The following is a 25,254-nucleotide window of genomic DNA, read 5'->3' as shown; positions in this document are numbered from 1 at the left end:
GTGTTTCTTGCGGTTTCAAGTCGAGGTGCAAGACCACTCTTCCCCACAGCAGGTGGAATTTCTGGCCGCCGCAGTCGCGCTTTTAGATGTTTGGTTAAATAATAAAAATGATCGGGCAGACCGGTCAATGAGGGCCCACGTGGGGTCACAGATAGGGGAACGAAGATGCGTATTCTTTTTGTTGGTGACGTTGTTGGAAATATCGGTGTGGACATGATTCACGAGTACCTGCCGCAATTAAAACGGGACTTGAAGCCCCAAGTCACCATCGTCAACGGGGAAAATTCAACCCCAGTTGGGCGTGGGATCAGTCAAAGTATCTACAAGCAACTGTTAAAGGACGGGGCCGACGTGGTCACCATGGGGAACCATACTTGGGATAACGCCGAACTCTATGATTTTATTGGCGGTGCCAATCGCCTGGTTCGGCCCGCTAACTTTCCTGGTGACAACACGCCGGGCCAAGGGTGGACCAAGGTTAAGGTTAACCAACAAGTGCTGGCAGTGGTGAACATGCAGGGCCGGGTCTTCATGAACCCCATGGATGATCCCTTTGCGACGATGAAACATCTCTTACCCGAATTGGATACTGACTTTGTCTTCGTCGATTTCCACGCTGAGACGACCAGTGAGAAGCGCGCCTTTGCTATGCGTTATGACGGACAATTGTCTGCGGTGGTCGGTACGCACACCCACGTTCAGACTAGTGATGCTCAAGTGTTGAAGCACGGGACGGCTTTCTTAACGGAAGTCGGCATGACTGGTCCGGCCGATAGCGTCCTGGGGATGCAGGCTGACAGCGTGATCGAACGTTTCGAAAACCAGCGGCCAACCCGCTACACCGTTCAAGAAAAGGGTGCGGGACTCTTATCCGGCTGTGTCATTGATTTAAACGACAAGACCGGTCACGCCTCACGGATTCGACCGATTTTAATCAGTCCGCAACACCCGTACCAAAGCTAAGTTTTAGTGAAGTGAAAGGATGAACCAATTTCCATGACGAAAACGACGCCCATGATGGAGCAATATCAAAAAATTAAGGACCAGTATCCCGATGCCTTCCTGTTTTACCGACTCGGGGACTTCTATGAAATGTTTAACGAGGACGCCGTAAAAGGGTCTCAACTGCTTGAGTTGACCCTGACCACACGGAGTCACAGTGCTAAAAATCCTATTCCCATGTGTGGGGTACCGCACAAGGCCGTGCAGAGCTACATCGACATCCTAGTCGATCAAGGCTACAAGGTCGCCATTTGTGAGCAGATGGAAGATCCTAAACTGGCTAAAGGGATGGTTAAGCGCGAGGTTATTCAACTGGTTACGCCTGGGACTCAGACGGATACTGGTGCAGCGGGGGCCAAACGTAACAACTACTTAACGGCACTCACCATGATCGATGCCACGCACTATGGGCTGGCGTATACCGACCTGTCGACCGGTGAATTGAAGGCAGCCGAACTGAACACGGTCGATACCGTTATCAATGAACTGATGAGTCTACAGACAAAGGAAGTCGTTATTGATACCACGGTCAGCCAAACGGTGCAGGACCGGTGTAAGCAGTTAGGCCTGATGATTTCGTCACAGAACGACATCCAGAGCAGTTCTGAACTGAGTTACGTGGAACAGGACCTGACCAGTGACCTTTTGAAGCAGGTCATTGGTGTCTTAGTGACTTACGTGACGGTTACGCAGAAACGCAGCCTAGCGCATTTACAGCGGGCTGTGGCTTACCAACCGGCGGCCTTTCTGAAGATGGATCATTCCTCACAGTCAAACCTAGAAATCACCCAGAATTTACGGACCAAGAAGAAGTCGGGGACCTTACTCTGGCTGCTTGATGAAACCAAGACGGCCATGGGTGGGCGCCTGCTGAAGCAGTGGCTGGATCGGCCATTGATTGATCGCGGTCAAATCGAAGATCGTCAGGAAAAAGTCGGCGTCTTACTCGATCACTATTTCGAACGCAGTAACCTGCAAGCCGAATTGGTCAAGGTCTATGACTTGGAACGTCTTGCTGGCCGGGTTGCCTTTGGGAGCGTCAATGGGCGTGACCTGATTCAGTTACAGACCTCGCTCGAACAGGTTCCCCAGATCGCCCATACGATTGGCGATTTGGGCGAAAAAGTCTTTGAACCCATGCTCAACGGGCTCGATCCGGTAGAGGACGTGGCCGAGGCCATTCGGGATGCCATCACGCCCGAGCCGCCGTTGTCCGTGACGGACGGTGGTGTGATTCGTGACGGCTACAGTGACCAACTCGATGAGTACCGTGACGCCATGCGTAATGGTAAGCAGTGGCTGGCCGAAATGGAGGCTCACGAGCGTGAAGTGACCGGGATCAATAACTTAAAGATCGGGTACAATCACGTCTTTGGCTACTACATCGAAGTGACCAAGGTCAACCTCGATAAGTTGCCCGCTGACCGGTACGAACGTAAGCAGACACTAGCCAATGCCGAACGGTTCTCCACACCAGAACTGAAGGAAAAGGAACACTTGATTTTGGAAGCCGAGGAGAAGTCCACGGCGCTCGAATACAAATTGTTCGTTGACCTGCGTGAACAGGTCAAGAAGGCCATTACGCGGCTACAGAAGCTGGCAGCGACTATTGCCAGCCTGGACGTTCTTCAGAGCTTTGCCGTGGTCAGTGAAGACTACCACTTTGTGAAACCTACGTTGATCGCGGGTCATGATTTGGAAATCACTCAGGGCCGGCATCCGGTCGTGGAAAAGGTATTGGGCCGACAATCCTACGTGCCAAACGATGTTTCCATGGATGATCAGACCAACGTTCTCCTGATCACTGGGCCCAACATGTCCGGGAAGAGTACCTACATGCGTCAACTGGCGCTGACCGTGATCATGGCACAGATGGGGTGTTTCGTGCCGGCTGAAGCCGCGCAGATGCCCGTCTTTGACCAGATCTTCACGCGCATTGGGGCGGCCGATGACCTGATTTCCGGCCAAAGTACCTTCATGGTCGAAATGCAGGAAGCTAACCGTGCGTTGAGCCACGCCACTGCCAACAGTCTGATTCTATTCGACGAAATTGGTCGAGGGACCGCGACCTACGATGGAATGGCCTTAGCGCAAGCAATCATTGAATTCGTCCACGACAAGGTGCATGCCAAAACCCTGTTCTCGACCCACTACCACGAACTGACCGCACTGGAAGACTCCTTAAAGCAGTTGCGCAACGTCCACGTGGGCGCCGTTGAACGTGACGGGGACTTGGTCTTCTTGCACCAAATGCAGCCGGGTCCTGCCGACAAGTCCTACGGGATTCACGTTGCTAAATTGGCGGGGATGCCAACACCGTTATTGCAACGGGCAGAAGTAATCCTGACTGATTTGGAAGAGGAAGCCGCTGAAAAACCAGTCGTGGCGGTGCCTAGTGAGCAAACCTCAGAGACGGAAAAGACTAGCACACCAACTGAGTCCGCGACGACTAGTCCGTCAGTCGACACACCGACTGAGGTGTCCGCGGAAGCAACGCCGACGTCAGATGAGCCGGTCGCTCCCGCTGAAGGAACACCCGCAACGGCGGCTACGGATCAACAATTGTCGCTATTTAGCGATGAACCGGAAATGAATCCGGCCCAAGCTAAGGTTATCGAACAACTGAGTCACCTGAACCTGATGGGGATGACGCCGATGGACGTGATGAGTCAGGTCTACAAGTGGCAACAAAAATTATCTAAGTAAGTCTGAGAGGAAGGGTCGTACATGCCTAAAATTCATGAGTTAGCGTCGGTACTGGCCGACCAAATCGCAGCGGGTGAAGTGGTTGAACGGCCCGCATCCGTCGTCAAAGAATTGGTGGAAAATGCCGTTGATGCGCACAGCAAGCAGATCGACATCACGGTGGAAGAAGCCGGCTTGAAACGAATCGTCGTGGTCGATGATGGTGACGGGATCGCTGACGAAGACGCCGAAATGGCCTTCAAGCGGCACGCTACCAGTAAGATCACGGATCGCAAGGACCTCTTTCGCATCAAGTCGCTCGGGTTCCGTGGTGAAGCGCTGCCCAGTATCGCTTCCGTGGCCGATGTGACCCTGACGACTTCAACTGGGGGTGTCGGCACGTTGATCCATAACGTGGGTGGCGTCATCAAGGAGCACACCGCTGCAGCCGCGCGAAAGGGTACCTCGGTAACGGTCAAGGACCTCTTTGGCAACGTCCCGGCACGCTTGAAATACCTGAAGTCACCGGCGACCGAGTTGGCGCGTATCACGGATATCGTGAACCGACTGGCTCTGAGCTATCCCGATGTGGCCTTTTCACTGGTACACAACGGGCGTGAACTGACGCGGACGACCGGGCGGGGCGACCTGCAGCAGGTGATTGCTGGGATCTATGGCGTGCAGAGTGCCCGGAAGATGGTCGCCATTAACGGGGCCAACCCGGACTTCAAGGTGACCGGCTACGTGAGCCTACCAGAATTGACACGGGCAAGTCGGCAATATATTTCACTACTGCTCAACGGGCGATACATTCACAATTTTCAGCTGAGTAAAGCGCTGATTGCTGGTTATGGGTCAAAGCTGATGGTCGGCCGGTATCCACTGGCTGTGCTTGATATCAAGATGGACCCGCTGCTAGTTGACGTTAACGTGCATCCAACCAAGCAGGAAGTCCGCATCAGTCAGGAACCGGAGCTGACCCAGCTGATTCAGGAGACTGTGTTCAAGCGGCTCTCCACGGAAAATCTGATTCCGGATGTTTTTAGCGAGTTACCAAAGCAAAAGAAGACGCCGGAACCGGCCACTGATCAACTGACGATGGCGTTAAATGATGCCTCGACTAAGTATGAGTTCTCCAGTGCACCGCAACCACGGCCAGCGGTGACGCAACCAACATCGGTGGCGAGTCAACCTAGTGCGGGGACTGACGCATCATCAGCCGCGCCCATCAAGCGGGGGCCACAACCATTGGAGACGCCGGAAGAGGTTCCGGTTGAACCGGTCGTGATCCATGCGCGGGGGGACTTTAAGCTACCCGCCGTGCAGGCATTTGATGAGAAATATCGGACCGAGCAGCCCGCTGCGCCACTGGGGATGAGTAAAGCAACTGAATCGGCGGCCGAGCAACCAGCAATGGCCAGCCAACCCATTGAGACAGTCCCAGAAGCCACGCAACTAACCCAGGCACAACCACAGCAGCGTTTTCCCGAACTGCGTTACCTGGGGCAGGTTCACGGGACGTATCTGTTGGCAGAGGCCGATGATGGCTTGTATCTGATCGACCAACACGCCGCTCAGGAACGGGTCAACTATGAGTTCTACCGCCAAGCCATCGGTGAAGTTAGCGATGACGAGCAGAAGTTGTTGGTGCCAATTGTTTTGGATTACCCGACGACTGATGTTCTGGAACTGAGCAACCACGTGGAGACGCTGAGTAGTGTTGGTATCCACTTGGAATCCTTTGGCCCGAACAGCTTCATTGTTCACGAGCATCCGACCTGGTTTAAGGCTGGGCAGGAGACCGATACGATTAAGGAAATGATCGATTGGGTTTTGAAGGATGGTAAGATTTCCGTGGCGGCCTTCCGTGAGAAGACGGCCATCATGATGAGTTGTAAACGTGCCATCAAGGCCAATCATCACTTGGACGATCAACAGGCACGGGCTCTGCTGAAAAAGTTGGCGACGGCAGAGAATCCGTTTAATTGTCCTCACGGCCGGCCGGTGCTAGTGCACTTTACGGATCAGGACTTAGAGAAGCTGTTCAAGCGTATCCAAGATCCCCACCACAGCGGCGACGACTGGGGCGAATAACCGTGAACATTGCGACTAGATAGTGGGTAACTTCGCCTTGCCGGGCGGTGCAAATAAACCGGAGCGCGGTGGGCGGATCGCCCGGAGCCAAAGAACGGTCTCCGGGCTTGCTTTGAACCGCTGAGAACCGAGTTTCAAAGGCACCAATTCCCTAAGTGGTAAAAGCACCACTAAGGGAATTCCCACGGCTGAGTTTATTTGCACCGCCCTCACGGCTGGAGATGTGCGCGCTCACGTCGCGTATGTTTCAGTTATTCGCTACTCTTGTCGTCTTTTCGCCAGTCCTACTAAATTTGTGGAATTCACTGCAGGTTTGATGGGAATATGGTACAATTTAAAAAGCAAACATATGTTTTCTTAAAGGAGATTAGACTGGTCATGTATGAATACCTCCATGGCACCATTGCGGCGGTTTACCCCGACCACGTGGTTATTGATGTAAATGGGGTGGGGTATCTGGTCAACACGGCCAATCCCTACCGCTACCAAGTCAGCACCGACGGCCAAGCTGTGACGATTTACGTGTATCAAGCGGTTAGTGACAGTGCTCAGACGCTCTATGGGTTCCAGGATTTTGCGGAAAAGCAGCTTTTCTTGAAGCTGATCAACGTGAATGGAATTGGACCGAAGAGTGCCCTGGCAATTCTGGCCAATCCGGATCATCAAGGCTTGATGCAGGCCATTCGGACCAACGACGTTAGCTTCTTGACGAAGTTCCCGGGTGTTGGTAAGAAAACGGCTGGGCAAATCGTCTTGGATCTCCAGAACAAGCTGGATGATCTGGCACCCGTCGATGATGGTGACTTGTTCACACCAGAAGTTGCCGCGACCGATGGCACCAATCCCGAATTGGACGACGCCATCGCGGCCTTGACCGCTTTAGGTTATCGCGAGACGGCTGTCAAGAAGATTACGCCGAAATTAAAGCAATTTGCTGGCAAGTCAACGAACGACTACCTGAGTGAGGGACTACGGTTGTTGACGAACTAAGCGTGACTGAATTGTTGTGTAAAAATTGTTATATTCATGGTGAAAGAATGACTTTTTCGTATTTTAAAAAATGTTAACGAATAGCCTAGCTGGAGGAGGTCGAGGATTTCACCGATCCCCACAGCAGGTAGAATTTCTGACCGCCGTAAGCGACAATCGAAAAAACTAGTTGAAACAAACGAAAGGAGGCGGAACGATGGCTGATGAAGATCGCTTAGTATCACCCGAACCTGCGGACGATAGCGAAGACTCAATTGAAAAATCACTGCGACCACAAACGTTGGCTCAATATATTGGCCAAGATCCCATTAAACATGAGCTGAGCGTGTACATTCAGGCGGCAAAACAGCGTGAAGAATCGCTTGATCACGTTCTCCTCTACGGACCACCTGGCTTGGGGAAGACGACGTTGGCGATGGTAATTGCTAACGAAATGGCCGTCCACATTCGGACGACCAGTGGGCCAGCCATCGAGAAGCCTGGAGACTTAGTGGCGTTACTCAACGAGCTTCAGCCCGGCGACATTCTCTTCATCGATGAAATTCACCGGTTGCCAAAGATTGTTGAGGAAATGTTGTACTCGGCAATGGAAGATTTCTACATCGACATTGTCGTTGGGCAGGGGCCAACCGCCCATCCCGTGCATTTCCCATTGCCGCCGTTCACGCTGATTGGGGCGACCACCCGGGCCGGTTTGTTGTCGGCACCGTTGCGAGATCGTTTCGGCATCGTGGAACACATGGCCTATTATGAAACGCGTGATCTGCAGGACATCGTGGAACGTTCCGCCGATATCTTCAACACGACGATTGCGACCGATGGGGCCCACGAAGTTGCCTTGCGGTCGCGGGGGACGCCTCGGATTGCAAACCGGTTGTTGAAGCGGATTCGGGACTTCGCCGAAGTGTCGCCGGATCACTCCACTATCGACCGGGCAATCGTCGACCACGCGTTGACGTTGTTACGGGTTGATTCGGCGGGGCTTGATCCAACCGATGTGAAGCTGTTGACGACGATGATCGACTACTACGATGGTGGGCCAGTTGGGTTAAACACCCTGGCGGCCAACATTGGTGAGGAGACGGAAACGGTGGCAGCGATGTACGAACCTTACCTGCTTCAGCGCGGTTATTTGAAACGTACGGCGCGGGGACGAGTAGTGACGGCTGCCGGTTACGCCCATTTGGGACTACCGATGCCCAATCAGGATCACGACTAGACTAATTATTTGGGAAGACGACAAATTACTTTTTAAAAATGTCATTATAATACCGAACATCCCAAGAACTTCTAGAAATAATTGGACGGAATCCCTTGGTTCTGGTAAAGTGGTTCAATAGAGACGATATGAAGGAGTGAACGAAAGTGTTAGGAAACTTTGTAATTGCAGCTGGCGGCGCTAGCCAGTATTCAACGATCATTATCTTAGTGATCTTTTTAGCCTTGATGTATTTCTTAATGTTGCGGCCACAACAAAAGCAACAAAAGAAGCACAAGGATATGATGAGTGAATTAAAGAAGGGTGACCACGTTGTTACCATCGGTCGCCTGCATGGTGTCATTGATGAAATTAACGATGCTGACAAGACCGTTACTTTGGATTGCGATGGCATCTACTTGGTCTTCGACTTACGGGCTATCTCAACGGTTACGGCGCAAGCTCCAGCTGCTGTTACGGCACCCGTTGCCGCAGCAACGAGTGAAGCAGCTAGTGACGACAAACCTGCTGAAAGTGCTGCTGATGATTCAGCTGACACGGCCGACAGTGCAGCCGCTGACGACAGTGCTGACAAGGACGACGCAGCTAAATAAGTTTAGAGTGACTCACTGGCAACGAGTTTGACGGTGAGTTAGGAGACTGACGCAATCTGTGTCGGTCTTTTTTGTTCCGCTAAACATGGATGCTATTTCGCCTCTGGCCACATTGATGATTTTGTTTGATGATAGAGAAAAATTCTATTTTGGTCACTCAACGTAGTGCCTCCCTTTACTTATTACTAATGTAATTTTTGCCAATTCAGTCGCATCTTTTTTATAAAGTATTAGAAATGATTAGGGTAGCCCCAAATTGGTTACTGGTATGAAGTGCTGTGAATGGCGGATGCTTGGGTTTAGCTACTGCTTGAAGCATGGCTTGTCGGTTTGGATGATAACTTTACTAAGTGGTAACTTGTAGTCGAAATTGCTGAATTATGTCATTGGAAAAAATTAGAGCACGCTGGGTTAACAACCAGTGGCAGCCGCAGGCGACACTGTGTTGCTAACCCAGCGATAATTTTAGTTGTGGACAAACGCGTGTTCGATTATAATTTAGGAAAGCCTATGCCATACTGGGAGGTGGCCACGATGCAACCGGCAGCTAAATTTACGCAACGTAAAATCATTCACGTCGACATGGACGCCTTCTACGCATCCATTGAGGAGCGCGATCATCCGGAATTCAAGGGCCATCCCCTAATTGTGGCCCAAGATCCGCGTAAGACGGGTGGTCGGGGCGTCGTGACTACCGCCAATTACATTGCTCGGCAGACCGGCGTGCATTCGGCAATGAACGCCAACGAGGCGCTGAAACTGTGTCCCAAAGCGATTTTCAAGACGCCAGACTTTCCCCGTTACCGCGAAATTTCTGACCAGATTCACGCCATCTTTCACGAGTACACGGACAAGATTGAAACGGTGGCCTTCGATGAAGCCTACTTGGACGTGACCGAAAACAAGCACCACCTACATTCCGCGGTGCAGGTGGCTCATGCGATTCAGGCTGAAATTTTTGATCAGACGCATCTGACCTGTTCGACCGGAATTTCCTACAGTAAGTTTTTGGCGAAGGAAGCCTCCGACTTTCGAAAGCCGGTGGGGGTCTGCGTGATTCTCCCCGAGGACGCTCACGATTTCCTGATGGCATTACCGATCGAACGGTTTCGGGGGGTCGGGAAGAAGACCGTACCTAAGATGCATGAGCTGGGTATCTTAAATGGGGCGGATTTATACGAACGTAGTCAGCTGGCGTTGATTCACGACTTTGGCAAGTTCGGCTACATTCTCTATCAACGGGTCCGTGGTATCGATGAGCGGCCGGTCGAATATCAGCGTGAGCGCAAGTCAATTGGTAAGGAACGGACATATGGGCCGCCCCTGACCACGACCGGTGAAGTGGAGAATCAGCTCCAGCGGCTGGCCGAGATGGTGGCCGCAACTGTGAAGCAGAAGCAACGTCACGGGAAGACACTGGTTCTAAAATTGCGGGACAGCGAGTTCAATACGATTACCAAGCGGGTGACTCAGCCGGACTTCATCACTAACGATGCGGCGACCTACTACGAAATGGCCTTAGAAATTTATCAAAGTGTGGCCGGTAACGATGAGCAGGTGCGGCTGCTAGGGATTACTCTGACGGGATTGGCACCGCAAACATTCGAAGAGCTAAAGCTGCCCTTGTTTGACCCGGACCGCTAAGGCTGAAAGACTTCCTTTGAAATTACCCCGTAAAACTTGTATACTGAAACGCGGTAACGACGCAATTGCGTTGGTAAATCGGATAGAAAATAGGTGAACAACCATGGCTATAGAAACTGCCATTTTAGAAGAAATCAAAAAATATGAAACAATCATCATCCACCGTCATCAGCGGCCAGATCCCGACTGTATCGGGGCTCAGCTCGCACTGCGGGCCATCCTGCGGGAAAGCTTCCCTGACAAGACTGTTTATGCAGTTGGTAAGCACTATCCCGGCTTTGACTGGATGGGACAGGCTGATCAGGAGGTTCCTGATGAAGCTTACAAGGACGCCTTGGTGATCGTTGTGGACACGGCCAATCAGCCACGAGTCGACGACGAACGCTGGTCGACGGGGAAGGCCGTCGTTAAGATTGACCATCATCCTAACGAGGACGCCTTTGGTGACCTGCAATGGGTCCTGGACCAAGCTTCCAGCACATCCGAGATGTTATACGACTGGTTCGCAGCGAACGAGGCTGCATTAACCATGCCCGATGACGCTGCGCGCTTACTCTACGCCGGTATCGTGGGTGACACTGGCCGCTTCATGTATCCCGCAACCACGGGGAACACGATGGCGGTCGCTGGCAAATTAATGGGCTACAACTTTTCAGCGACCGAGGTCAACCAGGCCGAAGATGAAATTTCACCGGCCGTGGCGAAGTTGTCTGCTTATGTTTATCAAAATTTGGAAATCTTACCTAGTGGGGCCGCTTATCTCAAGTTGAGTGATGAGGTCGTGGAACCCTTTGGCTTGGGCAAGGGGGATTCAACCTCTGCCATCGTGCCATTACCCGGTAAGATTACGTCAGTAGTGGCTTGGGCCATTTTTGTTGAGTCTAAGGACCACACGTATCGCATTCGTTTGCGGTCGAAGGGGCCTTCCATCAACGGCTTGGCGAAGAATCACGGTGGGGGCGGTCACGCTTTAGCCAGTGGTGCCGGTGCCAAGGACCAAGCTGAGATCGATCAAGTGATCCACGAGCTCGATGAGTTAGTGGCGAACGCTAAAGGAGAAAATGAATGACCGAAAACTTTAAAGCTTTCAACTTGCAACCGTATTTAATGACGGCCTTGCAAAAGATTGGGTTCACGAAACCCACTGCCGTTCAGGCAAAATTGATTCCCGTCATTGCATCAGGTAAAGACGTGGTCGGCCAATCCCAAACTGGGAGTGGGAAGACCCACACTTTCCTATTGCCAATTTTTAACCAATTAACTTCCGAAAATCAGGTACAGGCCGTTATCACGACGCCTAGCCGGGAATTGGCTTACCAGATTCACACGGCCGCTGAACAGTTGGTTGCCGAAGCCCCATTTGAAATCCGTATCGGAAATTACGTTGGGGGAACCGACAAGCAGCGCCAGGTCAACAAGCTGCGGCACTATCAACCCCAACTGATTATTGGGACACCAGGCCGGGTCTTGGATTTAATCCAATCCCAAGCCTTGGATGTGCACACCACGCGGCAATTCGTTGTCGATGAAGCAGATATGACGTTAGACCTTGGATTCTTGGACCAAGTCGACAAGATTGCCGGCCGGATGCCTAAAGAATTACAGATGATGGTCTTCTCCGCCACGATTCCACAGCGGCTGGATCCATTTCTGCGTAAGTACATGAACCATCCCGTTGTTGAAGAAATTCCAACGAGCACGATCATTTCGCCAACCATCGATAACTGGTTGATCTCCACCAAGGGGCAAAACCGGAACCAACTGATCTTACAGCTGATCACGATGGGGGAACCCTACTTGGTCCTGATCTTTGCTAACACGAAGACGCGGGTCGAACAGATCAACGACTTCTTGAAGGCGCAAGGCTTAAAGGTCGCCATGATTCATGGGGGCATCAAGCCACGGGAACGGAAGCGGGTTATGCGTGAGGTCAAAAACCTCCAGTATCAATTCGTGGTTGCCACTGATTTGGCTGCCCGCGGGATCGATATCGAAGGGGTCTCACACGTTATCAATGACGATATTCCAGAAGATCTCGACTTCTTCGTCCACCGGGTTGGTCGGACGGGACGTCAGGGGATGCCTGGGACGGCCATCACGTTGTACTCACCAGATGAAGAAGCTAAGATTTCTGAAATCGAATCCATGGGCATTAAGTTCCAGCCTAAGCGCATCAGCAACGGTGAAATCGTGGATTCCTACGACCGGAACCGGCGGACGAAGCGGAACAAGAGTACGGAAAAACTTGACCCATCGCTGATTGGTTACGTCATGAAGAAGAAAAAGAAGATCAAGCCGGGTTACAAGCACCAAATCAAGCAAGAAATTCACCGGCGGAAGGATCAGGAGAAGCGGGTGGCAGCACGTCAAAGTGCCCGTAACGAACGCAAGCGCCGCAAACGCGAATCAGACCGTTACCAATAAACTTATCCTTTGCCGCCTGCGACAACCAGGGATTCCGCCGCTGTGGGGACCGCTTGCAGCCCAAGAGCGGGCTTCCAGCTCGATTTGAAACCTTGCCAAAGTCAGGCAAATTTCCAAATACGTCCCACGCTGTAAGGCCGAGGAAAGTCACCCCGGTCTAACAGCGTTGTCACGGCAGGCTACATCCCTGATTGTCTCCGGCTAGGTTAATTTTAGTGGTAGGCATCTGTTTCATTGAATTTAGTAAGTTAGATGAAAAGTAGGAAACGGGTTTAACACTGTGTGAAGCCGCAGGGCTGGTGAAAATGGGCTCAGCTGTGGGAATTCTCTTGCGGTTTACCGCTTAGAGAATTGGTGCCCTTGAGATGCGGGTTTGGCGGCTCAAGGACAAGTCCAGAGACCGCACTTTGACTCTGGACGTCCGCCCTCAGTGCTCCAGTCCATTTTCACCAGCCTGGAGGCAATGGCTATCACTTACATGTTAACCACGAGTTAATCGTAAACCTTGATTGACAAGGCGGCGGTTGCCACCTATAATTTCTAATGGACAATTAAATATCATTCGAGGACATACCGTAACTCACCGATTTTCAGAAACGTTTTGGTCGCTGTGAAAAACGATTCGGTCGGTTACTGGCGCTCCCTCAGCTACATCGCGACTCAGCGTTATGAGTTTAAGAGGTAAACGATTAAAACATCGTTGCAAGTAAAGTGGTACCGCGCTTCGGCGTCTTTACGGGCAACGGTGTTTTTTATACTTTTTTGGAGGTATTAAGAGATGAAAGACCTAAGTAGTAGTCAGATTCGCCAGATGTACCTGGACTTTTTCCAGTCTAAGGGCCACACCATCGAACCCAGTGCATCGTTAGTTCCCAAGGATGATCCGTCGTTGCTATGGATCAACTCCGGGGTTGCCACGATGAAGAAGTATTTCTCTGGCCAAGTGGTTCCTGAGAATCCACGGTTAACCAGTTCACAGAAGAGTATCCGGACCAACGATATCGAAAATGTTGGGAAGACTGCTCGGCACCACACGTTATTTGAAATGCTCGGGAACTTCTCCGTTGGGGATTACTTCAAGACGGAAGCCATCAACTGGGCGTGGGAATTACTCACGTCACCAGACTGGTTCGGCTGGGATCCAGACAAACTGTTCATGACGGTTTACCCTAAGGATACCGATGCCAAGGAAGCCTGGGAAGCCGCAGGGGTTGCCCCAGATCACATCATTGCCGTAGAAGATAACTTCTGGGACATTGGTGAAGGGCCTTCTGGTCCCGACTCTGAAATTTTCTACGACCGTGGCGAAGACTTTAACAATTTGGCCGACGACGATCCTGAAAACTATCCTGGTGGCGAAAACGAACGTTACCTTGAAGTTTGGAACATCGTGTTCTCCCAGTTCAACCACGAGCCAGATGGCACTTACAAGCCACTGCCTCGGAAGAACATTGATACGGGGATGGGTCTCGAACGGGTCGTTTCCATTTTCCAAAATGCCAAAACTAACTTTGAAACCGACTTATTCCTGCCAATCATCGAAAAGACGGCGGAACTCAGTGCTGGTAAGAAGTACGGTGCCAACCATGAAGACGACGTGTCCTTCAAGGTGATTGCCGACCACGCGCGGGCCATTACGTTTGCGATTGGTGACGGGGCCTTGCCTGGAAACGAAGGCCGCGGCTACGTTATCCGTCGGTTGATTCGTCGGGCCATTGTTAACGGCCAAAAGCTGGGAATCGAAGGGGCCTTCTTGGACCAATTAGTCCCAGTTGTGGGTAAGATCATGGAATCATACTACCCCGACGTGCTCAAGCAAAGTGACTACATCGCCAAGGTCGTACGTTCTGAAGAAGACCGGTTCGGTGAAACGCTGGACGGTGGGTTGAACCTACTGAACAGTCTGATTGCTGACTTGAAGAAGCAGGGTGGTAGCCAAATCGCTGGTGCCGATGCCTTCAAGCTCTACGATACGTACGGTTTCCCAGTTGAACTGACGGAAGAATACGCCGATGATCAAAATATCACGGTCGATGAAGACGGCTTCAAGGCAGAAATGCAGAAGCAAAAGGACCGTGCTCGTAACGCCCGGGGCAAGCAAAAGGCCATGGGCTTACAACACGACCTCCTGATCAATGTCACGACGCCTAGCCAATACGTGGGTTACACGCAGCTTGAAACCAAGAGCCAATTGACCGAACTGGTCGTCGATGACCAGTTAGCCAATGAGGCAACAACGGGAACGGCCGAAGCCATGTTTGATACGACGCCATTCTACGCTGAAATGGGTGGCCAAGTGGCCGACAAGGGGGATATCTACGACCTTGACGGTAACGTGGTTGCACACGTGGCCGACGTTCAACACGCGCCAAACGGGCAAAACCTGCATACCTTGACCGTTGTCGCGCCTTTGAAGAAGGGCACGACCTACGAATTAAAGGTTGACGCGAAGTTCCACAGCAAGGTCGAAAAGAACCATACCGCGACCCACCTGTTGGACAAGGCTTTACGTGAAGTCTTTGGCAAACACACGCAACAAGCCGGTTCCTTAGTGGAAGGCGACTACTTGCGGTTTGACTTCACCCACTTTGGGCAAGTTGATCCTGCTGACTTAGCCAAGGCTGAAGCCATCGTCAACGAAAAGATCTTCGCAGAATTACCCGTTACGACGGTAGAAACGGATATCGAATCCGCTAAGAAGATGGGCGCCATCGCACTGTTTAGCGAAAAGTACGGCAAGGTTGTCCGGGTCGTCAGTGCTGGCGACTTTGTCACTGAATTCTGTGGGGGGAACCACGTCAAGAACACCAATGAAATTGGTCTGTTCAAGATTACCTCTGAATCCGGTGTCGGTGCCGGGGTACGGCGGATCGAAGCCGTTACCTCAGCCGCAGCCTACAAGTACCTGCAAGGTCGGAGTGAAATCTTAGACGCCGTTGCTGGCGATTTAAAGGTCACTCAGGACGCCGAAGTGGAACAAAAGGTGACGAGCCTACAGGCACAGGTAAAGAGCTTAGAACAGAAGCAAGCAGCCTTAGAAGGTAAATTAGCTAGTCAGGAAGCCAGTGCGGTCTTTGACCAAGTTACTGAAGCGGGCGACTACAAGCTGATCAGTGGGACGGTCCAAGTCTCCAAGATGGACCAACTACGGGCCTTGGCCGACACGTGGCGTGAAAAGGCGCTCTCCGATGTCTTGGTACTGGGTGCCGAAGTCAACGGCAAGGCTAATCTGATCGTTGCGGTCAGCGCTGACAAGCAAAGGCAAGTCAAGGCTGGCGACCTGATCAAGGCGATTTCACCAAAGATCAATGGTGGTGGTGGCGGTCGGCCAAACCTGGCCCAAGCCGGTGGGAAGAACCCAGCGGGCTTACCAGATGCCATGACTGCAGCTGTTGAGTGGTTGGAAAAACAGTAGAGTGCAGAACAAGGCGTTTAGGTCCTGAGCATTAACGTCAATAAAGATAAAAGCCCGGGCCTGGCTTTTTCCTTATTGGGGTTAAGCACAGGAGTCTGCCTTGAGGGGCACGTTTCATAAAAGAGTGTGGAACAAGGTGTTTAGGTCCTGAGCATTAACGTCAATAAGGGCAAAATCCCGGGTTTGGATTTTTCCTTATTGAGGTTAAGCGCAGGGACCTGCCTTGTGGAACACGTTTCGGCTACGTGAAGTGAAAGAGCAGGCTTCGAACCAGATTAAACAGAAGTCTGGCTTGGCTCTGGGCTAGGCGTACTAACCGAAACAACTAAAGCGAATCAGATCACATTCTCAATTTTACCCAAAACGATAACTAGGACGACTCAGCAATCCTTAGTGAAAGTTATCCTAGTCAGTGGAGGCCAAAGATGGTGTCAGCTGTGACAACGGTGTAAGTCAGCTCATTGGCTGCAGGCGTTCCTCCACAGCAGGCAGAATCCCTGACAGCCACGGGCGAATGGATTAAGATAATCGTGTTTCATCAAGGGAGCGGTCCGTGATGGGCGGCTCCCTTGATAACGGCAGTATTACGAATAGATTACATTGGGTGTCGGTCGTTGTAGTTTGCCGAATTATCGAGTAAAATTGAGGCTAAGTGAGGAAGTGCGGGGGTGTTTTATAGTGAGTTCATTAGACAAAACGATGTATTTCGACTTTGGCGCTAACCAGCCAAAGGACGTCCATGATACACTGGTAACGGTTTATCAAGCACTAGAAGAAAAGGGTTATAACCCAATTAATCAGATTGTCGGGTACCTACTATCGGGCGATCCTGCGTACATTCCGCGTATCAATGATGCACGGAACCTGATTCGCAAGCATGAGCGTGACGAGATTATTGAAGAATTGGTTCGCGTTTATCTCAACCAGAATGGACCGGTGAAGCCTTCATGAAGTTAATGGGGTTGGATGTTGGTTCGCGCACGGTTGGTATTGCCATTAGTGATGCCCTAGGTTGGACGGCTCAGGGTGTCGAGATTATTCGAATTGACGAAGAGTCAGAGGTTTTTGGGTTGGATCGGGTGGCTGAGTTGGTCGCCGAACACGACGTTGATGGTTTTGTCGTAGGTCTGCCTAAGAATATGAACAATTCGTTGGGCCCACGGGCCGCGGCTTCTAAGCGGTACGGGGAGATGTTGACGGAGCGGTTCCATTTGCCCGTTGACTTCGAAGACGAACGGTTGACAACCGTAGAGGCGGAGCGTATGTTAGTGGAACAGGCTGACACATCACGCCGTAAGCGGAAAAAAGTAATTGATAAATTAGCAGCCGGGTTAATCCTGCAGAACTATTTAGATCGGCACGGAAAATTAACCCGAGAAAAGTGAGGTTTCCCATGAACGAAGACCAAGAACAAATCACATTAGTTGATGAAAACGGTGACGAAGAGTTATACGATGTCCTGTTTACCTTTGAATCTGACGACTTTGGTAAGTCATACATTTTGATTTACCCAGCCGGCAAGAGCGAAGACGAGGAAGTTGATATCCAAGCCTACGCTTTACCAGCTGACGATGATCCAGCTAACCCATCCGGTGGCGACCTGCAATTGATCGAATCCGATGATGAATGGGATATGGTTGAATCCGTATTAAACACCTTCTTAGCAGATGGGACGATTGATCCTAACGCTGGCAAGCAAGGCTAGTCAAATTGATAAGTGAAAGGGCGGAGGAATTCCGCTCTTTTTTGTTTACCATGAATCTGGTGGTACTTACTGGAAAGATTCCAAGGAAGCGGGCCACAAAGCGTGCAACGAAGTGGTTAGTAATGGTAAAATAAAGTATTGTGCATTGTGGGCTTAGGTTCGCCGTCAAGCAATCGACTGATTCGATGATTTGGTGCCGACGAATCGATGGATCATGAGCACACAAAACAGCAGGGGGAATGAGAAATGACGGAACAGACGCACCGCTTCAAAGCCGTCATCGCCGGGAAAACCTACACGATTGTGGGCCAGACCTCCGATGAACATATGCGAGCGGTTACTGAAGTTTTGAATCAACAATTCACGCAATTAAAGCAATTATCACCAAATCTATCCAAGGAAGACGCCGCCATTTTGATGGCCTTCAACGCCGTCTCCGACCAGCTGAAGATGGCTTCGACGGCAGACGTTGCGGCGAGCCAAGCGGCAGAGACGCCAGACACAGCGGCTAGTTCAGCGAGCGCTCCGGAAACGGAGGAATAGTTTGGTTTTAAGTCTAATTATTCTGGTTGTATTGATCTTCGGTTATCGCCGAGGTTATCGTCGGGGCTTGGTTCTGCAAGTGCTCAATACGATTGGGTACATCGTCGTTTGGTTGGCCGCGCGGTTCTTTGCCAAGCCACTAGCAACGGGGATCGGGCAGTTCATTGGCAACCTGTCGTTGGACAGTTCGGCCAGTGCGGTCACGGCGGCCCAGAGCAGCAGTTTCTTCTTAAATGGAATTGCTTTCTCCGCCATCCTGACAGTGGGCTTTTTCATCGTTCACCGGGTGGCGTATGGCCTCAATAAGGTAACCTGGCTACCAGTGATTCATCAAGTGAATTCGCTAGCCGGGGGTCTAATCAACCTGGTCATCCGTTATGTGGTGATCTTTCTAATTTTAAATCTGATGATCCTGTTACCAGTTAAGGGATTCCAAAACAGTTATCAAGCGTCACCAGTTGCTCAGTGGATCGTGAAGCAAACGCCGGTCCTTTCGAAGCAAGTCTACAACTGGTGGCTGACAGAACATTAATTCTGACGACTCGTTAGAGAGGAGCGTCCTATGAATCAAAAAACACTAAAGATTATGGAGTACGACCGCATCAAGCAGGCGCTTCGCGGTTATTTAGTCTCCGCCGCTGGGCAACACGAGCTCAATCAGCTCCAACCCACGGCCGATGTGAAGCAACTCCAGATTTGGCTCGATGAAACGCGAGATGGCGCGGATATTTACCGCTTGGAGAGCGGCATTCCGCTGCCCAAATTAGACGACATTCGGCCCCATTTACACCGGTTAGCCATGGAAGCCGCCCTGAACGGCCTCGAACTGGCACAGATCAGCCGCGTCCTCTGGACGACCAGTTCCGTGGTCAAGTTCTTCCGTGATTTGGAAGAAAAGGAAATCGATCTACGACGGTTAAACCGGGTAGTCAAGGAACTCGTGACCTTACCCGACGTGACCCGGCGTTTACGGACCTCGCTGGAAGGCGACGGTCATATCACGGACGAAGCCTCACCCGCATTAAAGCAGATCCGCCAACACATCACTCAGACCGAGGCGGCCATCCGCACCACGATGGACCAGTATACGCGGGGGAAAGACGCTAAGTATCTGAGTGAAACCATCGTAACGATCCGTGACGACCGCTACGTGATTCCGGTCCGGGCCGAATACAAGCAACGTTTCGGCGGCATCGTGCATGACCAAAGTGCCAGCGGTCAGACGCTGTTCATTGAACCACAAGCTGTCGTGGGTTTAAACAACCGTTTGCGGCAGAATCAAATGGATGAACGTCACGAAGAGCAACGAATCCTGGCTGAGCTGACGGCTTTACTGGCACCTTATCAGGATGAAATTCTCCGCAACGCCGAGTTACTCGGTCACTTTGACTTTATCAATGCGAAGGCCCGCTACGCCCACCAACTGAAGGCGAGTGAACCGAAGTTGTCGCTGGATAATCAAGTGAACTTGCGGCAGGCCCGCCACCCGTTGATCGACCAGAAGAAGGTTGTTGCCAATGACATTACGATTGGTCGTGACTACAAGGCTATTATCGTGACGGGGCCGAACACCGGTGGGAAGACCATCACGCTGAAGACACTGGCGCTGGTTCAGCTGATGGGGCAGTCGGGGTTATTTATTCCGGCCAACGAAAACAGTGTGATCGGTGTCTTTGATGATATCTTTGCCGATATTGGGGATGAACAATCCATTGAGCAGAGCCTGAGCACGTTCTCTGGGCACATGGAAAACATCGTTGCCATTCTGCGTCAAGCCGATGAACGTAGCCTGATCGTCGTCGATGAATTGGGTGCCGGGACCGATCCTCAAGAAGGGGCCGCCTTGGCCATTGCCATTCTGGACGAGATTGGGACGCTGGGTAGTTATGTAATGGCTTCGACCCACTACCCCGAGCTGAAGGCTTACGGGTACAACCGACCGGATACCATCAATGCTAGTATGGAATTTAATGGGGAAACGTTACGCCCGACCTATCACCTGCTGATTGGGATTCCTGGGCGGAGTAACGCGCTAGATATCGCTTCTCGTTTGGGCATGCCAGCCCAGGTCATCGACGCCGCTCGAGGCTTGACCGATCAAGATAGTCAGGACTTGAATGCCATGATCAGCGACCTGACTGAGCAGAAACGCCACGCAGATCGTGACGCTGCCGAGCTACAGACACAGTTGGAGGAAGCCAATGCGCTTCACGACCAGCTCCAGAAGCAATTCGAACAGTATCAGCACCAGAAGGACCAACTCATGCTGGATGCCAAACGTGATGCGAACCGCTTGGTCGATGAGTCTCGGAAACGAGCTAACCAGATCATTGCGGACATTCGCAAGAAGCAATTGGCTGCCGGTCAGAGTGTGGTTAAGGAAGATGAATTGATTGCTGCGCAGGGGGCCTTGAATGCCCTGCAACAGGACACCAAGCTCAAGAAGAACCGGGTTCTACGGCGTGAAAAGGCCAAGCTCGACTTCCACAAGGGCGACAGTGTTCTCGTGAAGTCCTACGGTCAAGTTGGGGTCTTGATGCAGCAGTTGGACGATAGTCATTGGGAAGTTCAACTGGGCATCCTGAAGATGAAGATTGCCAATAATGACTTGGAGAAGGCTAAGGACTCCGCCAAGAGTAAGAAGCAACCGCGGGCCACGGTTCGACGGTCCGGATCATCCGGAATGTCACCAACCCTGGACTTGCGGGGCCACCGCTACGAAGAGGCCATGGCTGAAGTGGATCGGTACATCGATTCCGCACTGCTGGCAGGTTACCCATCCGTGACGATCATTCATGGGAAGGGAACCGGTGCTCTGCGTAAGGGTGTAACGGACTATCTGAAGCGCAACAACCGTATCAAGAGCTTTGGCTTCTCACCCGCCAATGCCGGGGGCGATGGTTCCACGGTCGTGCGGTTTAAATAATTCGGCAATTAAGTTGTGAGCAATTTAGTTGTGATTTTATCAAAGTCTGGTAGACTAATTATGAAGCAACCTGAGATGCTGCTGGTAGTTAAGTTATGAATTTGATAGGGAGGCAATACAATGGTTACGGAAACAACGGACAAAACCTTTGAACAAGATACTGCTACGGGCGTTACCTTGACTGACTTTTGGGCAACGTGGTGTGGTCCTTGTCGGATGCAATCACCAGTAGTTGAACAATTGGCTGGGGAAATGGACAACGTTACCTTTAACAAGATGGACGTTGATGCCAACCCTAACACGCCACAATCCTTTGGTATCATGAGCATCCCAACTTTGCTGGTCAAGAAGGACGGTAAAGTGGTCGATTCAATCGTGGGCTACCACTCCAAGGATCAATTAAAGAAGATTTTAGACCAATACGTTGAAGCTTAAAGACGCTGGTCAAAAAAACGACTGCTACGGAATTGTCCGCAGCAGTCGTTTTGTATAAACGGGTAAAATATTGTGAAATAAAAAAAGTGAAACCTCTAATGGGTTTCACTCGTATCTATCGTTCTTTAAAAAGATAGCGGCTAGTCTTCACTATCTTCGTTCTCGCCAACGGGTTTAACCAAGTGAAGTGGTTGTGGCGCATCGTATTCCGGAATCACGTCGTCCGGGTCCGTGTAGACATCGAAAGTGACAGCTTGATTCTTCAACTTACGGCCAGTTTCCACCAATTCTGCTTCGGTGATGATACCCAGCTGTTGGGCCATCATTTCAGCAAGGAAGCCAGCTTCGAGGGTGAAATCAGTGTCGCCGACGACTTGGAGCCGGAGGCGGACGGGATCACCACTGAGCTGCCAGCGGGTCATGTGTGAGGTTTGCTTCACAAGTGAGAGGGTACCAAAGCCAACTTGCTCAAAAAAGATGGCAGCGTCTTTAGGATTGCCAATCGGAAATTTGCGTGCGAGCGATTTACCGGCCCAGTAACCGATGGCACCCTTGTCCTCACCGAGTAATTCTGGAATGAGGGCGTCACGAAGAATCATCTGCGGGAGATACTGAGCACCCGCAGCATCGTTCATGACGGTCTGGTATAAGTTTTTCAAAATAGTTGGCTCCTTTGTCCGATTTATATTCTGCATTCATTATACCTTAAAGGTTGAAGGTTGTCGCCTGCGGTTGCCAGGGATTCCGCCTGTTGTGAGGAGCGGTGAAAGCCTGAGAAACGGTCTGTCACCTTGACTTGAAACCGCTATGTGAGATGAATGACTGAGATTGGTCTGCCACTCTGTAAGCGTGCAAGTAATTGTCATCAGCTGATAGCTAGCAGTTTGAAGCAATCAATGGTAATAATTTAAGAAATAGGAAAAGTTTGGTGAATGTGGAATCAAGCTGATTTTTTGAAGGCTAGCAGATATTTTCACGGCAAGAAACTTGAATCCGCTTCATAAAAAGGCGATAATATAGTTTCAAGTAATTGAGAGGAGCGTTGATTCATGCAAAACAGTCCAATTGGGTTAATGGATTCTGGAGTCGGCGGCTTAACGGTATTAAAAGAAGTTCAACGGCTGTTGCCTACCGAAAAGACAGTCTTTTTAGGGGACCAGGCGCGGTTGCCATATGGTCCTCGCGATGCGGCGGAGGTCACGACCTTCACGCGTCAAATTGCCGGGTTCTTACAACGCCAGGCAGATATTAAAATGTTGATTATCGCCTGCAACACGGCGACCGCGGCAGCGCTCACGACCATGCAAAAGGAACTGATCATTCCCGTTGTAGGTGTCATCGCACCGGGAGCGCGCGCGGCAGTGCAGGCCACGCGGAACCATCGGATTGGCGTGATTGCGACCTCAGGGACGGTCAAGAGTGACCAGTACCAGCAAACGATTCTGGCGAAGGATCCCCACAACACAGTCTTTAGTTTAGCGACGCAAAATTTTGTGGACTTAGTGGAAGCTAATGATTTAACGTCAGCGCACGCACAGTCGGTGGTCAAGACTGGCCTGGCACCATTACTGGATAAAAATATCGATACCTTAGTCATGGGCTGCACGCATTTTCCCCTGTTGCGGCCTTTGATTCAAGAAGTCGTTGGGCCCGATGTGACCTTGGTTGATCCCGGCACCGCCACGGCAAACATGGCGACATCGTTGCTGGATTATTGGAATTTAGCCAATCCAAGCGGTGTCCAGCATCCGGCGGGGGACTATTTCACCACGGGTGACGTTGACCGATTCAATAAATTAGCCGATAATTGGTTAGAAGAGACGCCTGTCCGGGCGCATCATTTGCCCGTGGCAGAGTTGACCCAAACAACGGAGGTTGAATAACGAATGGAAAACACGATTGTCATTGCCACGAACAATGCCGGTAAGGCCCGCGAATTCCGCGCAATCTTTGAACCTAAGGGTTTGACGGTGAAGACACTGGCAGATTTCCCCAATCTCAAGCAAGTTGTGGAGACCGGGACAACCTTCACCGAGAATGCCACGTTAAAGGCAACGGCGGTCGCGCACGAGACGCAATTGCCCGTATTGGCCGATGATTCAGGACTGATGGTCGATGCGCTGAACGGGGAACCGGGAATCTACTCGGCCCGTTACGCTGGTGACCATGACGACGCCAAGAATAATGCGAAACTATTGGCGAACTTAGAAGGCGTCCCCGCCACGAAACGGGGAGCAGCCTTTCACACGTCATTGGTTCTCATCAAGCCCGACGGTAAGAAGTTAGTCGCCACCGGGGAAGTTCGGGGTGAAATCCTAACGGCTCCCCGTGGCCACGATGGTTTCGGCTACGACCCGTTATTCTATGTGCCTGAGGAACGGTTGACCTTTGCCGAGATGGGCTTAGCGACTAAGAATCAGTACAGTCACAGGGCGAAAGCTGTGGCAGCGATGTTGCCGCAGTTCGATGCCTGGTGGGAGGCTTAACGATGAGTCGATGGTTAGTGATCAGTGATAATCATGGTGACCGGGACATTCTGGTCACGCTAAAACAACAGTTACAGCCGGACGCTGTGTTTCACTGTGGCGATTCGGAAATGACGGCTGATGATTCGTGGTTTCAGGATGCTTATGTGGTTCAAGGCAACATGGATTTTGATACCAATCTACCGTTGGTCGTCACGCCTAAAGTCGATGGGCGACAAGTCTTACTGACGCATGGGCATCACGATGGCGTGAACTGGGATCTGACCCAGTTGAAACTGCGGGCGGATGCTGCTCAGGCCGATGCCGTCTTCTACGGACACACGCACAAGTTGGCAGCCGAAGTGGTCGGTGGTCATCTGTTTGTGAATCCCGGGAGTATCAGTCAGCCGCGCGGTGAGTTCCGGTATTTAGGCGGAACCTGTGCGCTGATCACGGTAACGGCGACCCAATGGATCGTGCAGTACGTGACGCGGGACGGGCAGCCTGTGCCGGATTTGAAATTCACGTTTGCCCGGACGGAGACGCAGAAAGGATGAATTAAGGCATGATTGACCCAGCCGTTGAACAAATGCTCCTTAAAGATCCGAAAAGTTACGTGATCTCTGCGGATGTGGTTGCGAACGTTACGGCAACCAATACTTTAGAACACGCCTTTATGGTGTTGTCGAAGGTTGGTTACAGCCGGATTCCAGTGTTGACGCCCGATGATCGGCTACAGGGGATGATTTCGCTGGCAGCGATTTCGGAATATCTCCTGCATGTGCCGGGGGCGGCAGTGGAACAGCTCAGTCGTTACACGGTGGCCGATGCGATGCTACCGGTCAACCGGTGGGTGAGTGATCCAACTAAACTCGAAACAATTTTAAACTACTTAGTGGATGAGCCGTTTATTCCCCTTGTTGATGACGATAAGGTCTTTCAGGGAATTATCACGCGGCGTGAGCTATTGAAACGGATCAATTTCCTGGCGCACAATCTCCACAAATATTATGACGTGACCGCAAAAGAAAAGGTGGCAGACCAGGCTGATAAATAATTGGTCGCCACTACAATTGCGTAAAATAAAATGCCCGAATCTTCTAACTTAACAGAA

The 25,254-nt window shown here is 51.3% G+C and carries 22 protein-coding genes; 21 read left to right on the top strand and 1 reads right to left on the bottom strand.

The window, feature by feature from the left end:
• The first annotated feature begins 165 nt into the window (after positions 1-165).
• From FD07_RS00325 to trxA, 17 genes are all read left to right on the top strand, one after another.
• Positions 166-963, top strand: coding sequence for a TIGR00282 family metallophosphoesterase (locus FD07_RS00325; RefSeq protein ID WP_020088353.1), 798 nt, complete (start codon positions 166-168; stop codon positions 961-963).
• A gap of 27 nt (positions 964-990) precedes the next feature.
• On the top strand, positions 991-3,708 hold the full coding sequence (gene mutS / locus FD07_RS00320) for a DNA mismatch repair protein MutS (protein ID WP_027825877.1): 2,718 nt from the start codon (positions 991-993) through the stop codon (positions 3,706-3,708).
• 21 nt (positions 3,709-3,729) lie between these two features.
• The gene (gene mutL / locus FD07_RS00315) at positions 3,730-5,781 is read left to right on the top strand and encodes a DNA mismatch repair endonuclease MutL (RefSeq protein ID WP_020088351.1); all 2,052 of its coding nucleotides are present in this window, start codon (positions 3,730-3,732) and stop codon (positions 5,779-5,781) included.
• A gap of 378 nt (positions 5,782-6,159) precedes the next feature.
• Entirely contained in the window at positions 6,160-6,771 is a 612-nt protein-coding gene (ruvA, locus tag FD07_RS00310; RefSeq protein ID WP_020088350.1) for a Holliday junction branch migration protein RuvA, read from the top strand.
• 196 nt (positions 6,772-6,967) lie between these two features.
• On the top strand, positions 6,968-7,990 hold the full coding sequence (gene ruvB / locus FD07_RS00305) for a Holliday junction branch migration DNA helicase RuvB (protein WP_020088349.1): 1,023 nt from the start codon (positions 6,968-6,970) through the stop codon (positions 7,988-7,990).
• Positions 7,991-8,136: 146 nt separating this feature from the next.
• A complete protein-coding gene (gene yajC, locus FD07_RS00300) occupies positions 8,137-8,583 on the top strand; it encodes a preprotein translocase subunit YajC (protein ID WP_020088348.1) in 447 nt (148 codons plus the stop codon).
• Between the two features lie 534 nt (positions 8,584-9,117).
• Positions 9,118-10,227, top strand: a complete 1,110-nt coding sequence (gene dinB, locus FD07_RS00295; protein WP_020088347.1) for a DNA polymerase IV — start codon at positions 9,118-9,120, stop codon at positions 10,225-10,227.
• Positions 10,228-10,330: 103 nt separating this feature from the next.
• On the top strand, positions 10,331-11,296 hold the full coding sequence (locus FD07_RS00290) for a DHH family phosphoesterase (RefSeq protein ID WP_020088346.1): 966 nt from the start codon (positions 10,331-10,333) through the stop codon (positions 11,294-11,296).
• Complete coding sequence (locus FD07_RS00285; protein WP_020088345.1) at positions 11,293-12,651, top strand: DEAD/DEAH box helicase; 1,359 nt, start codon at positions 11,293-11,295, stop codon at positions 12,649-12,651. Before FD07_RS00290 ends, FD07_RS00285 begins: the two co-directional genes overlap by 4 nt.
• A 778-nt stretch (positions 12,652-13,429) precedes the next feature.
• Complete coding sequence (gene alaS, locus FD07_RS00280) at positions 13,430-16,066, top strand: alanine--tRNA ligase (protein WP_020088344.1); 2,637 nt, start codon at positions 13,430-13,432, stop codon at positions 16,064-16,066.
• A gap of 678 nt (positions 16,067-16,744) precedes the next feature.
• Complete coding sequence (locus FD07_RS00275) at positions 16,745-17,017, top strand: IreB family regulatory phosphoprotein (protein WP_020088343.1); 273 nt, start codon at positions 16,745-16,747, stop codon at positions 17,015-17,017.
• Positions 17,014-17,451 carry a Holliday junction resolvase RuvX gene (gene ruvX / locus FD07_RS00270; RefSeq protein WP_020088342.1) on the top strand — a complete coding sequence of 146 codons (438 nt, stop codon included), beginning with the start codon at positions 17,014-17,016 and terminating at the stop codon, positions 17,449-17,451. Before FD07_RS00275 ends, ruvX begins: the two co-directional genes overlap by 4 nt.
• An 8-nt stretch (positions 17,452-17,459) precedes the next feature.
• Entirely contained in the window at positions 17,460-17,771 is a 312-nt protein-coding gene (locus tag FD07_RS00265) for a DUF1292 domain-containing protein (RefSeq protein ID WP_020088341.1), read from the top strand.
• Between the two features lie 246 nt (positions 17,772-18,017).
• Entirely contained in the window at positions 18,018-18,314 is a 297-nt protein-coding gene (locus FD07_RS00260) for a cell division protein ZapA (protein ID WP_020088340.1), read from the top strand.
• Between the two features lies 1 nt (position 18,315).
• Entirely contained in the window at positions 18,316-18,846 is a 531-nt protein-coding gene (locus FD07_RS00255) for a CvpA family protein (RefSeq protein ID WP_020088339.1), read from the top strand.
• 30 nt (positions 18,847-18,876) lie between these two features.
• Positions 18,877-21,240: an endonuclease MutS2 gene (locus FD07_RS00250; RefSeq protein ID WP_020088338.1), complete on the top strand. Its 2,364-nt coding sequence runs from the start codon at positions 18,877-18,879 to the stop codon at positions 21,238-21,240.
• Between the two features lie 120 nt (positions 21,241-21,360).
• Entirely contained in the window at positions 21,361-21,675 is a 315-nt protein-coding gene (trxA, locus tag FD07_RS00245; protein WP_020088337.1) for a thioredoxin, read from the top strand.
• Positions 21,676-21,815: 140 nt separating this feature from the next.
• On the opposite strand, the gene FD07_RS00240 is transcribed toward trxA, so the two are convergent.
• Positions 21,816-22,334 (bottom strand): YslB family protein, encoded by a 519-nt coding sequence (locus FD07_RS00240; protein ID WP_020088336.1) that lies wholly within the window; start codon positions 22,332-22,334, stop codon positions 21,816-21,818.
• A gap of 390 nt (positions 22,335-22,724) precedes the next feature.
• On the opposite strand from FD07_RS00240, the gene murI reads away from it, so the two are divergent.
• Genes murI through cbpB form a run of 4 tightly spaced genes read left to right on the top strand, consistent with a single transcriptional unit; the run spans position 22,725 to position 25,197 of the window.
• Positions 22,725-23,558 carry a glutamate racemase gene (gene murI, locus FD07_RS12560; protein WP_020088335.1) on the top strand — a complete coding sequence of 278 codons (834 nt, stop codon included), beginning with the start codon at positions 22,725-22,727 and terminating at the stop codon, positions 23,556-23,558.
• 3 nt (positions 23,559-23,561) lie between these two features.
• Positions 23,562-24,161 (top strand): XTP/dITP diphosphatase, encoded by a 600-nt coding sequence (locus FD07_RS12555; protein ID WP_020088334.1) that lies wholly within the window; start codon positions 23,562-23,564, stop codon positions 24,159-24,161.
• Between the two features lie 2 nt (positions 24,162-24,163).
• Positions 24,164-24,697: a YfcE family phosphodiesterase gene (locus FD07_RS00225; RefSeq protein WP_020088333.1), complete on the top strand. Its 534-nt coding sequence runs from the start codon at positions 24,164-24,166 to the stop codon at positions 24,695-24,697.
• An 8-nt stretch (positions 24,698-24,705) separates the two neighbouring features.
• Positions 24,706-25,197, top strand: coding sequence for a cyclic-di-AMP-binding protein CbpB (gene cbpB / locus FD07_RS00220; RefSeq protein WP_020088332.1), 492 nt, complete (start codon positions 24,706-24,708; stop codon positions 25,195-25,197).
• Positions 25,198-25,254 lie beyond the last annotated feature (57 nt).

The sequence above is a fragment of the Levilactobacillus parabrevis ATCC 53295 genome, assembly GCF_001434055.1.
Classification (GTDB): domain Bacteria; phylum Bacillota; class Bacilli; order Lactobacillales; family Lactobacillaceae; genus Levilactobacillus; species Levilactobacillus parabrevis.
Note: the sequence above shows the minus strand (reverse complement) of the source record. Positions and strands in the feature narration are given on the sequence as shown.